This is a genomic window from Hymenobacter guriensis, from assembly GCF_015773195.1.
GTDB lineage: Bacteria > Bacteroidota > Bacteroidia > Cytophagales > Hymenobacteraceae > Hymenobacter > Hymenobacter guriensis.
In genome coordinates this window covers 92,648-105,166 of record NZ_JADWYK010000017.1, presented here as the reverse complement: position 1 = coordinate 105,166, position 12,519 = coordinate 92,648, and the positions used below count along the sequence as shown (strand labels likewise).

Sequence of the window (12,519 nt, the reverse complement as noted above, 5' to 3'; positions counted from 1 at the left end):
CAGGACGCCGGCTGACTAGTGACCCAGCACGGCTACCTGAGGTACGTCTACGAGTTCCAAACGGATACCCCGGTCGGGGGCCGCCAGGCGGAAGTTTTCAATTACCTCCAGCACATCGTAGTCGATGGAGGCGGAGTTGGAGCCGTCGATGACCACGTGCGCGTTGTCGGGCAACTCAGTCAGCACTTTCACTATGCTGGCTTTATTGAGAAAAGAAACCTGCTCAGCCAGCTTCAGGTAGATGGTATCGGGCTGGTGCGGGGTGGTGGCGGCACTCAGGAAAAAGGCCTGCTCGTAGTTGGCCTTCAGCACAAAGAAAATACCTACAACCAATCCTATCGTCACACCTTTCAGCAGATCCGTGAACAGGATGGCCAGCACCGTGATAATAAAGGGTAGAAACTGCTGCCAGCCCAACTGAAACTGGTTGCGGTAGAGCATAGGGCGAGTCAGGCGGAAACCAACTACCAGCAGCACCGCGGCCAGCGCCGAAAGCGGAATACGGTTGAGCAACGGGCCCAGAAACAGCAGACTTACCAACAGCAGCAGCCCGTGAACAAAAGCCGATAGGCGCGTCTGGGCGCCGGCGTTGATGTTGGCCGAGCTACGCACGATAACGGCCGTGAGCGGCAGGCCGCCCAGCACCCCGCTCACCATGTTTCCCAAGCCCTGAGCCAGCAGTTCACGGTTGGGCGGCGTCACGCGGTTGTGCGGATCCAACTTATCCACGGCTTCTACACTCAGCAGGCTTTCCAGCGAGGCCACAATGGCAATCGTCAGACCCACGGTGTAAGTGGCTGGCCGCATGAAGGCCGACCAGTCGGGTGCGGTAAACGTGTTCAGAAAGTCATTCAGGGAAGTAATTCTGGGCAGCTGCACCAAGTGCTCGGGGCGGATACGCAGCGTGGGAGCGGCCGTATCAAGCACCATGTTGATCAGAATGGAGAGGATAACAACTACCAGCGCCGCCGGCACCAAACGTAGCGTCTTCACTTTCTTTACCAGCACATTATCCCACAGCAGCAGCAGTCCCAGCGAGAAAAGACCAATCAGGGCCGAGCCTGGGCTGATGGCGTTCAGGGCGCTTTGGATGGCTGAAAAGGTATTCTGCCCGTTGAACTGCAGAAAGGTCATGTCCTCGAAGTAGTCGGTATCTGCCCCCAGAAAGTGAGGTATCTGCTTGAGAATCAAGATAAGTCCAATAGCTGCCAGCATACCCCGGATAACCGAGGAAGGGAAATACAGTGCCACAAAGCCAGCCCGGAACACGCCCAGCAGCACTTGCACGGCTCCTGCTATAACCACGGCCGCCAGGAGCGCCTCAAAGGAGCCGAGCGTTTGAATGGCCGTAACGATGATAGCCGTAAGCCCCGCGGCTGGACCGCTCACGCTCAGCTGCGAGCCGCTAAGCATAGAGACGATCAACCCGCCTACCATACCGGCAATGATGCCCGACAGCAGCGGCGCATTGGAAGCCAGGGCAATGCCCAAGCACAGCGGCAGGGCAACCAGAAAAACAACCAGCCCGGCGGGCAGGTCGCTGGCTAGGGAGCTGAAAGGAGAACGGGGCGCCGGCGCAACGGTGGAGGCGCCGGAAACAGGAGATTGAGAAACCATGCAGGACAAGGAGGGTAAAGCGCTCCACTCGGAGCAAGCCAACTTCGGACTACAAGATTATGTCTGGGGGGTTAAGCCCCGGTTAAAAGAGAATTAAATTCAGATTAAACCCCTTGTTTCTAGGCAGCGGGCATTTCCAGCCATACGCTGGTGCCCTGCCCCAACTGGCTTTGCACCCGGATTTCGCCCCCGTGCAAAGCCATAATCTTAGCCGTGAGCGGCAGGCCGATGCCGTGACCGGGCACAGTGCGCACGGCTTCGGCCCGGAAGAATGGCACGAAAACCTGCTTGCGGTCGGCCTCACTCATGCCCATGCCCTGGTCGTGCACCAGCAAACTCACGCGGCCCGCCTGGGTGCTCAAGCTGGCCACTATAGGCTGGTCGGTTTGAACGGAAAACTTGCAGGCATTTTCGAGCACGTTCAGCATAGCCGAGAGCAGCAGCGCCTCATTGCCCCACACCAGATACGGCGTGGCCGACGCCGCTTCCTGAAACTCCAGGTCGATGCGGCTGGTGGGGTGGCGGCGCTGCATTTCCTCGTGGGCCTGCAGCAGCAATTCGTCGAGGCGGAGGTTGGTGCGGGCAATCTGCGAAGGGTCGTCGGAGGCGCGGGCAATCTGCAGCAGACCGTTGGTGAGGTCTTTGAGCAGACGGGCCGCATCCAGAATACTTTGCAGCACGCGCCGGTACTCGGCGGCCGGGCGCTCCTTCTGGAGCAACGCCACTTCCAGCTCGCCAATGAGTGAGGTAAGCGGGGTGCGCAACTCGTGGGAGGCGTCGCGCACAAACGTGCGCTGGCCCACGAAAGCGGTTTCCAGCCGGTCGAGCAGGCGGTTGAAGCGCTGCGCCAGGTGCGACACCTCGTCCTGCCCGTTCTGGGCCTGCGAAAGGCGGCGGTGCAGGTCGGAGCCCGTAATGCCATCCACCTCCTGTACCATGCGCTGCATGGGCCGCAAGGCCTGTCCGGCAAAAAACCACCCCCCAATGCCTACCAGTACCAGCGCCACCAGCAGCCCGCCGCCCAGAATCACGCGCAGGCTGGTCAGTTGCTTGGCGTGGTCGGTGTCCATCGACGAGGCTATGACGACGAAGGTGCGGTGCCGCTGCAGGTCGTGGTAGCGCAGGCCTACTGTTTGCCGGAAATTGTGCTCCCGCCATACTTCCCGCCCGGTCTGTCGCACGGCCTGCAGCCGGTTGGATGGCACCTTGGCCTGGGGCGTGGCGCCTTCGCGGAAAACCAGCCGGGACCGTTCATCATACACGCGCACCTCCTCCTCGGGCAGGGTACGGTAGAACTGGCGCAGGTAGCGCCTATACGAGGCGCGGCTGACTTCATCGGTGCGGTTGGCCCCATCGGCGTATACGTGGCCTACCACCAGCGCCCGCGCAAACAGGCTGCTGGTGAAGGCGTCGCGGCCGGTGCGGTAGCTGAAGTAGTACACCAGGCTCGAAAACAGAATCAGCGTCACGGCCAGAATGACTCCAAACTGCAAAGCCAGCCGCATCCGTATCGTCATAATGCTTGGTTGCTTGAATGGGTTGCTGGTCGAATGGTTTTCTGGCTGAATGGCTGTCTGGCTGAACGTCCTGTCGGGCTTGTCGAGGCATTCCGGGTGCGAATATTGTCATTGCAATGACCACGCGGGCAAACGGGCCCGGTACATGGCCTGATGCGCCCCTCGGAACGACATTCGACTAGCAACCCATTCAACCATCTACCCATTTCAGTCCTCCTTCAGCACGTAGCCCATGCCCACGAGGGTGTGGATGAGCTTGGGCGAGAAGTCCTTGTCAATTTTTTTGCGGAGGAAGTTGATGTACACGTCGATAACGTTGGAGCCGGTATCGAAGGACGTTTCCCAGACCTGCTCCAGAATATCCACCCGCGACACGACCCTGCCCTGGTTGCGTAGCAGAAAATGCAGCAGGGCAAACTCCCGGGCCGTGAGCTGAATGGGCTGCCCGGCGCGCATTACCTGCTTGCGCACGGGGTCCAGCGTGAGGTCGGCCAGGCGCAGCGGGGCCTCGCCGGTGGGGTTTTCCTGGCGCCGCCGCGTGAGGGCCCGGATGCGCGCCAGCAGCTCCTGAAACGCAAAGGGCTTCACCAGGTAGTCGTCGGCCCCGGCATCGAGGCCCCGGATTTTGTCGTCCGTTTCGCCCAGGGCCGTGAGCATTAGTATGGGCACGCTGGTGTTCTGCGCCCGGATGCGGCGGCACACATCCAGCCCATTAAGGCCCGGCAGCATCTGGTCCAGCACAATCAGGTCGTAGCTGGAGGCCAGGGCCTGCTGCAGGCCCTGCAGCCCGTCGTAGGCTACGTCCACGGCATGGGTTTGCTCGCTCAGGCCCTTTTCCAGGAAAGCCGCCACTTTGGGCTCGTCTTCTACCAGCAGTATCTTCATCAGGGCAAAAAAATTAGGTGTGCTTAGCTGCCAACCCCGGCGCAGCCGTTCCGGTTATGCCTGGTCGCGTTTTTTTACCATCGTCAGGATGGTAGCCACGGCCACAGTTTCGCCGGTTTCGTCGGATACGTCCACCAGCCAGCGTACAATGCCCTTGGCTACGTCCTCGGCGTCGCGCTTTTCCTGCCCGATTTTTTCTTTCACCGTCAGCTTCACCCCGATGGTCATGCCCGGGTACACCGGTTTGGTGAAGCGGCACTCGTCGAGGCCGTAGTTGAGTAGCACCGGGCCTTTGCGCGGGTCCACAAACATGCCGGCGGCCTTACTCAGGATATAGTAGCCGTGGGCCACGCGCCCCGTAAACAAGGTCCCTTCCAACGAGGTGGCGTCTACGTGGGCGTAGAAATTGTCGCCCGATACCTGGGCAAAGCTGGTAATATCGGCTTCCGTGACGGTGTGGCGGTGGGTAGTGTACGTCTGCCCGATTTCCAGCTCCTCGAAGTAGTGCTGAAACGGGTGCTTGTCCTTTTCGATCTGCCGGGCTTTGGGCTGATACACCTCCGTAATGGCCGTAATCATGCTGGGGGAGCCCTGAATGGCCACGCGCTGCATAAAGTGCTCCACGCCGCGCATGCCGCCCATTTCCTGTCCGCCGCCGGCCCGGCCGGGTCCGCCGTGCACCAGCAGCGGCAGCGGGGAGCCGTGCCCGGTACTTTCCTTAGCTACTTCCCCGTTCAGCACCAGAATGCGGCCGTGGTGGGTGGCCGCGCCCAGCACAAAGTCCTGCGCCACGTGGGGGTCGTTGGTAGCCACGGAGCATACCAGGGAACCTTTGCCCAGGTTGGAAAGCGCAATGGCTTCGTCCACATCCTTATAAGGCATGAGCGTAGCGACCGGCCCAAAGGCTTCCACCTCGTGGGTATCGGTGAACCGGAATGGCTCGGAGTTCAGCAGCACGATGGGCGACATAAACGCGCCTACTTTGCAGTCGCCACCGATAACCTGCACGTTGTCCAAGTCGCCGTACACGATGGGCGTATTTTTGGCCAGCTGCTCTACCTGCTGGCGCACTTTGCGCACCTGGTCCATGCCGGCCAGTGCGCCCATGCGCACCCCCTCGGCCTGCGGGTGGCCCACGGTGGTTTGCGCCAGGGCCTTCCCCAGCGCAATCTGCACATCCTCCACCAGGGTTGAGGGCACGATAATGCGGCGGATGGCGGTGCATTTCTGCCCGGCTTTGGCCGTCATTTCCTTGCGCACTTCCTTGATGAACAGGTCGAACTCCGCGGTTCCCGGCACAGCGTCGGGTCCCAGCACGGCCGAGTTCAACGAGTCGGCCTCCAGGTTGAAGGGCACGGCTTCGGAAATGATGCGCGGGTGGCTCTTGAGCTTGCGGCCGGTTTCGGCCGAGCCGGTGAAGGTGACGACATCCTGGTACGTGACGTGGTCCAGAATGCCGTGGCCGGAGCCGCACACGAGCTGCAACGCCCCCTCGGGCAGAATTTTCGACTTGATGATTTCGCGCACCACGGCCTCGGTCAGGTAGGCGGTGGGCACGGCCGGCTTCACGATGGCAGGCATACCGGCCAGCAGGTTCACCGCAATTTTCTCCAGCATACCCCAGATGGGGAAGTTGTAGGCGTTGATGTGCACCGCTACTCCTTCTTTCGGCACCAGAATGTGGTGGCCCATGAAGTTGCCGGCCTTCGACAGCGCAATCGGGTCCGACTCCACGTAGAACGGTTTGTCGGGAAACTTGCGGCGCAGGGAGGCATTGGCGAACAGGTTGCCGATACCGCCTTCAATATCAATCCAGGAGTCGGCGCGGGTGGCTCCGCTGCGGTAGCTGAGCGTGTAGAAGTCTTCCTTCTTGCTGTCCAGGTGCAGGGCCAGGGCCTTGATCATGCGGCCCCGCTCGTGGAAGGTCATCTTACGCAGGGCCTTGTTGCCCACGCGGCGGCCGTAGTCGAGCATAGCCTCAAAGTCGAGGCCTTCACCGTTGGCAATGGCTACGACTTCGCCGGTGCTGGCATCGTAAAGTTCCTGTTGGGCGCCGGTGCCGGGCATCCAGCGGCCCAGGGCGTAGTTTTCGAGGGTGGGGATCATAGGGGTGGGAAAAGAGAAGCGGGAGCTTTACAGCTCGCGGGGTTTACTAACGAGTTAGGATCAAGGAAGCAGGCTCGGGCTACTGCCTGCGCTCATTCCAGGTCTGGTAATGCGTTTCCTGCACCGGCCGGTCGGCGGGGATTTCGCGCAGGGGCTCGCAGGCCTGCAGCGTAGCTTGGCAGTCGGCGGGCAGCTGCATGTACACGCGGGTGCCCTCGGTTTTCCAGGCCAGCATGTCGTCGCTCACCTGCCGGATGATTTTGTGGGGGTTGCCCACCACGAGGCTGCGCGGCGGAATCACCTCATCGGCCCGGATAAAGCTGAGCGCCCCGATGATGCTTTCGTCGCCGACCTGCACGCGGTCCATGATGACGGCATTCATGCCTACCAGCACATTGCGGCCAATGGTGGCGCCGTGAATGATGGCACCGTGGCCGATATGGGCCATTTGCTGCAGCAGCACAGTAGTACCCGGGAACATATGCACGGTGCAGTTTTCCTGCACGTTGCAGTTGTCTTCAATGATGATCTGCCCCCAGTCGCCGCGGATGGCGGCGCCCGGACCGATGTACACCTGCCGGCCAATGATGACGTTGCCTGTAACCGTCGCCTGCGGATGCACAAAAGCCGTTTCGTGAACCACCGGCACAAAACCGTTGAATGCGTAAATCATAGAATGAAAGCGGCGCTTTAAGAGCTGCCAGCCAAAGGTAGCAGGCCGGGCGGTTGCACTTCTGCCCGGCTACCACACCCCGAAAGTAACAGGCTGGACTGACTTCCGGGCTTAAGCCGTCGTTGGCTGCTCGCTGAATTTTCGCCTGCTGAAACGCCCTGGCTCACCTCCCACAGCTCATGAACCAACAATGACAAAATTATGTACAATCGCCCAAAAGTCAATAAATCAAACGTTTGCGGGCACGATTGCGGCGGTGAGTGACTACTCACAAAAAATAGTGAGGCAGTACTTACTTTCAATCAAAGGATATGTCGTACTATTGTAACGTTATCAGCAAGCAAATCCCCCCGGCTTGCTGATAATGAAATTCCCACGTCCTGTTTGCCAGGTGTAACCCCACCCCATCTGGCGTTTTTCGAGTACTGCGCGCCTGATCGGCCGCCGCTGGTAACCGAAAGCAGTGTAGCCGGCCGATTCGGTGCTCCCGAGTCGGCCGGCTTCCGTTTTGACCCTACTGCAGTCCTACTCCTACCCTTCCCAGGTTTCTACCTACCGGCTGAAAACAGCTTGTACTTTCCCCGAAAGCAGCAGCCCACCTCTGGCTGCATATTCCCTTTTCAGGAAACAGCAGTTGGAAGTGGGCTACCCCAAGCGGCAGGTTTCTGGCTACTGCTTTACAAACGTATGCTTTTCCGTATGGCCCGCGCTTTCCAGCCGGAGCTGGTACAAGCCGGCGGCCAGCCGGGAAACGTCCACCGCCTGCCGACGGAAGCCTTGCAGCGCCTGCGTCAGCACCAGCTTGCCGGTGGCGGAGTAGATGCGCAGCGTAGTAGCTGGCGCCCCCAAGGGCAACTCAACGTGTAGGGTTTCCGTGGCGGGGTTGGGGTAAAGACTGGCGCGGGCCGCACCCACTGCTTGGCCGCTGGCGGCAGTAGCTGTGGGTGTGGCAAACAGCTCCACGTTATCGAGGCTGCACCAGTTGCCGGCGTTGGCGTCCGACCACAGGCCGATTTCGCACTGCCCGTTCGTTACCTGAATTCCCGTAAGCTGAATCTGCGTCCAGGTGCTGGCAACGGGCAGGGCCACGTTCATTTCGGCGCCCCCGAAGCTTTTGGCGTACAGCTGGCAGGCTTTCTGGCCCCCTCCGTTCATGGCCCAGGCTTTCAGCATATAGGTGCCATTGGGCAAGCCGGTTTTAAGCTGATAGGTGCTGGCCTGGTACGCGGAACCCAGCCAGTGCGTGAGGCGGTAGGGGCTGGCCTGGCCGCCGGTTTCAGTTTTGTCGGCGGCGTAGTTGCCGGCGGTGTTGGCCCAGCTCGACCAGGCCGTGGGCGTCTGCGTGGCGCCGTCGGCCTCGAAGCCGGGGTTAGCCAGCACGTTGGTGCCCGTGGGCGTGGTAGGTGGGAGTGTGGGCGTCACCAGGAAGGCATTCAGGGCCGCGGTGGGCTTGCCGTCGTTGCTGAAGGCGCTGAGCTGGTAGCCGCTGAAGCTGCGGTAGCCCTGCGGCTCCCAGTAGAATACGCCCAGGCCCTGGCTGTTGGGCACGGCAAACACCGCGTTCTGCACCGCCACCAGCATGTCGTACACTTTCTGGGGCTCGTTGGCACAGTCGCCGCCTATTTCCGACACGACCACCTGCTTGCCGTAGCGGCTGGCCATGTCGTTAAGGTTGTATTGCAGGCTGCTGAGGGAAACGGTATAGTCCTGGTTGAGCCAGTAAGGGTAGTACGACAGGCCTATCACGTCGTACTTGCCGCCGTTGGCCGTGAGCTTGTCGAAAAACGAGCGGAACCGGGCATTGTCGTTGCCCTTATCAAGGTGAACAACCACTTTGCTGGTGGGGCTAACGGCCTTCACCGCGTCGTAGCCTTTGTTGATGAGCTGGGTAAGCTGCCCGAAGTTGGCAGTGCTGCCTTCGGGCCACAGCATGCCGCCCGGTATTTCGTTGCCGACCTGCACCCATTCCGGCGTCACGCCGTTGGCCTTCAGGCTGCTGAGTACCTCGTAGGTATGGTCGTACACGTCCTGCTGCAGCTGGCTGAAGGTGTGGTCTTTCCAGGCGGCGGGCTTGGTTTGCTGGCCGGGGTCAGCCCAACTGTCGCTGTAGTGGAAGTCAATCATGAGACGGAACCCCATGTCTTTGGCCCGGGTAGCCATGGCCACTACCTCGGCGGGGCTGCAGTGCCCGTTCACCCAGTCCACCATCGACGGATTGACCCACACCCGCAGCCGGATGGAGTTGATGCCTTTGTCCTTGAGCAGCTGAAAGCAGTCCTGCTGCACACCCTGCTCGTCGTAGAACTTATAGCCATTGGCTTCCATCTGCTGGAGCCAACTCGTGTCGGCGCCCTTGGCAAAGGCTTGGGCCGAAACCAGCGTTGGGCGAAGCCAGACGCTGCCCAGCAACAGCCCGACCAGAAATAGCTGGCGGACGTTTAGTGCGCGGAGAAACTTTTTCATGGAAAAGCCCGACGGGTAAATTCTACGGGAAAGACAAGTAGCTTGTGGGCTGTTTTCCAGCCAACTGGAAAGAAAGGCAACCAAGTTGAACAACCGATTGTGCAACGCTGCAACAGACGCGGTGGCCATAATATCGATGAAGCGCTTACCTTTGTGCAAACGTTTGCACAAAGGTAAGGAATGTGGTACGCAAAACCCATTGGTACTCACAAAGTGTTTCTTCCGCCAAAACCTGCTGGCTTACGTGCGCCATCTTTCATTCCCGCTTTTCTTTTGCCTCTATCATGAAAGATTTTATTGCTCGGTACGCCCGGCGCGGTATGCTGGCAGGCGCCCTGCTGGCATCTTCCCTGGCGGCCACGGCCCAGGCCCGCCGGGAATACCTGCTGACCTCCGACTGGAAATTCGCGCTGGGCGACCTGCCCGACGCTGCCCGGCCCGAATTTTCGGACGCCAAGTGGCAAACCGTGCAGGTGCCCCACGACTGGGCCATCTACGGGCCGTTCGATAGCCGCAACGACCTACAGAAAGTTCGTATTGAGCAGAACAACGAGAAGGAAGCCAAAACCAAAGCCGGCCGCACCGGCGGGCTGCCGTTCATTGGCACGGGCTGGTACCGGCGGCGGCTGGAGTTGCCCCAGTTCGGGCCGGGCAAGCGGGCCGTGCTGCTGTTTGATGGAGCCATGAGCAACGCCCACGTGTTCGTGAATGGCCGCGAGGTAGGCTACTGGCCTTACGGCTACAACTCGTTTTCCTTCGACATCACCGACTTTCTCCGCCCTGACGGCCGCAACACCCTGGCCGTGCGCCTGCAAAATCAGCCGGAGTCGTCGCGCTGGTACCCCGGGGCCGGCCTCTACCGCAACGTCCACCTCATCGTCACCGACGACGTGTATATTCCGGTGTGGGGCACTTATCTCACCACGCCGGAAGTTACGGCCGACTACGCCCGGGTAAAGCTGGCTACCGAAGTGGCCGTGCCGCCTGGCCGGCTGATCGGCCGCAAGGGTGCCGAAATCGACGTGAAAGGCAGCCACGACGAGCACATTGGCCGGGGCGCCATGAAGAAGGTGCTGTTTTTGCGCCTCGATACGGACATTCAGACGGCCGACGGCCAGGTGGTGGCCACCAGCAGCACGCCGCTGGAAAGCGGCCTGCCTGTATGTGAGCAGGCTTTCACCATCCTTCAGCCGCAACTGTGGAGCCCGGAAACCCCTACGCTCTACACGGCGGTTTCGCGGCTCTATGTTAAAGATGCGCGGGCCGATACCGCCTTCCGGCTAACCGACGAGTACCAGACGCGCTTCGGGATTCGCTCTTTTAAGTTTGAGCCGGAGAAAGGCTTTTCGCTGAACGGGCAGCCACGCAGGTTCAAGGGTGTGTGCAACCACCACGACCTGGGCCCGCTGGGCGCGGCCGTCAACACCGCGGCTTTGCGCCGCCAGCTTACGCTACTCAAGGAACTGGGAGCCGATGCCATTCGGACCACCCACAACATGCCGGCTCCGGAGTTGGTGAGCCTGGCCGACGAAATGGGCTTTATGCTCATCGTAGAGGCTTTTGATGAGTGGAAAACGCCCAAGGTGAAAAATGGCTACAGCCAGTACTTCGACGAGTGGTCGGAAAAAGATGTGGTGAACATGGTACGCCGCGACCGGAACCACCCCTCGGTTGTGCTGTGGAGCATCGGCAACGAAGTGCCCGACCAGTGGGCCCCCGGTGGCACCAAGCTCGCCCGGCGCCTGCAGGACATTGTGCACCGCGAAGACCCCACTCGCCCCGTCACGGCCGGCATGGACCAGTTTGATGCGGCCGTGAGCAATGGCTTTGCTGCACTGCTCGACGTGCCGGGCTTCAACTACAAGCCCCACCGCTACGCCGAGGCCTACGGCAAGCTGCCGCAGGGCATGCTGATGGGCTCGGAAACGGCTTCCACCGTCAGCTCGCGTGGGGTGTACAAGTTCCCGGTGGTGAAGGCCAAGGACAAGCAGTACCCCGACAACCAGTCGTCGTCGTACGACCTGGAGGCCAGCAACTGGTCGCAGACGCCCGACGAGGAGTTCGTGATGCAGGATGATCTGCCTTACAACCTAGGCGAGTTCGTCTGGACGGGGTTCGACTACCTGGGGGAGCCGTGGCCCTACGACGAAAAGTGGCCTTCGCACAGCTCCTACTTCGGCATCTTTGATTTGGCCGGCATCCCAAAGGACCGCTACTACCTATACCGGGCGCGCTGGAATGCCAACAAGCCCACGCTGCACCTGCTGCCGCACTGGACCTGGCCCGGCCGCGAAGGCCAAACCACGCCCGTTTTCGCCTACACCAATTACCCCTCGGCCGAGCTATTTGTGAACGGCGTAAGCCAGGGCCGCCAGACCAAAGCTTCTTCCGACCAGCCCCAGACGCGCTACCGCCTGATGTGGAATGAGGTGAAGTACCAGCCCGGCAGCATCAAGGTGGTAGCCTATGACGCCGCCGGCAAGGCTGTGGCCGAAGAGGAAGTGCGTACCGCCGGTAAGCCCCACCATATCCGTCTCGTAGCCGACCGCACCAACCTTGCCGCCGACGGCCAGGACCTAGCCTACGTGACGGCCCGCATCGAAGACGCTCAAGGCAACCTCTGCCCCGAAGCCACTTCCCAGCTGCAGTTTAAGGTGAGCGGAGCGGGCCGCTTCCGGGCCGTAGCCAATGGCGACGCCACCAACCTGGAAGTCTTTCATCAGCCGCGTATGAAGGCTTTCCAGGGGATGCTGGCAGCTATAGTTCAAGCATCTGAGCAAGCCGGGGAAGTGCAGCTGAAAGCCACTGCCCCCGGCCTGAAAGGCGCTACAATCACGCTGCAAACGCAGAAGAAGGCAGTAGACTAGGTTCCTCGGTGGCCTTACCGGCTGACAAAGAAAGCCCCTATCAGGATGGATAATCTGGTAGGGGCTTTTTCTATGCAGCGGACATTTTGCTCGTGAAAAAGCGCTTTCAGAACAGTAGGCACACGTTGAATAGGTTGGACGATAAAATTTTAGAAAAAATATTTTTCACCCTGTATGATAACTTTAAGTTATACCATATAACTCCAGGTAATTCAAAGTTGCTCCGCTTCTGATTTTTCGCATGTACTTGCCATATGAGCTATCTGAATCTGGTATGCGCTGGATGAAACCCACTATACTGAACGCACAATGAGGCTAATGGCATTTTCAATCCACCATCTGTTACCGGGAAATTGCCAGCAGGCGGCCTGTTCTTGTTCTATCCAGCAAG

Annotated in this window: 7 protein-coding genes; 1 reads left to right on the top strand and 6 read right to left on the bottom strand. The window is 60.2% G+C overall.

Annotated elements, in window-relative coordinates:
- Positions 1–15: 15 nt before the first annotated feature.
- The 6 genes from I5L79_RS20435 to I5L79_RS20410 all read right to left on the bottom strand — a co-directional run bounded on the left by I5L79_RS20435 (position 16) and on the right by I5L79_RS20410 (position 9,261).
- On the bottom strand, positions 16–1,617 hold the full coding sequence (locus I5L79_RS20435) for a SulP family inorganic anion transporter (RefSeq protein ID WP_196956933.1): 1,602 nt from the start codon (positions 1,615–1,617) through the stop codon (positions 16–18).
- A 119-nt stretch (positions 1,618–1,736) separates the two neighbouring features.
- Complete coding sequence (locus I5L79_RS20430; RefSeq protein WP_196956932.1) at positions 1,737–3,134, bottom strand: sensor histidine kinase; 1,398 nt, start codon at positions 3,132–3,134, stop codon at positions 1,737–1,739.
- Between the two features lie 207 nt (positions 3,135–3,341).
- Positions 3,342–4,019 (bottom strand): response regulator transcription factor, encoded by a 678-nt coding sequence (locus tag I5L79_RS20425; RefSeq protein ID WP_196956931.1) that lies wholly within the window; start codon positions 4,017–4,019, stop codon positions 3,342–3,344.
- Between the two features lie 54 nt (positions 4,020–4,073).
- Entirely contained in the window at positions 4,074–6,125 is a 2,052-nt protein-coding gene (gene paaZ / locus I5L79_RS20420; protein WP_196956930.1) for a phenylacetic acid degradation bifunctional protein PaaZ, read from the bottom strand.
- A gap of 79 nt (positions 6,126–6,204) precedes the next feature.
- A complete protein-coding gene (locus I5L79_RS20415; protein WP_196956929.1) occupies positions 6,205–6,798 on the bottom strand; it encodes an acyltransferase in 594 nt (197 codons plus the stop codon).
- Between the two features lie 669 nt (positions 6,799–7,467).
- The gene (locus tag I5L79_RS20410; protein ID WP_196956928.1) at positions 7,468–9,261 is read right to left on the bottom strand and encodes a glycosyl hydrolase 53 family protein; all 1,794 of its coding nucleotides are present in this window, start codon (positions 9,259–9,261) and stop codon (positions 7,468–7,470) included.
- A gap of 284 nt (positions 9,262–9,545) precedes the next feature.
- On the opposite strand from I5L79_RS20410, the gene galB reads away from it, so the two are divergent.
- Positions 9,546–12,128, top strand: coding sequence for a beta-galactosidase GalB (gene galB, locus I5L79_RS20405; protein ID WP_231403237.1), 2,583 nt, complete (start codon positions 9,546–9,548; stop codon positions 12,126–12,128).
- Positions 12,129–12,519: the final 391 nt, after the last annotated feature.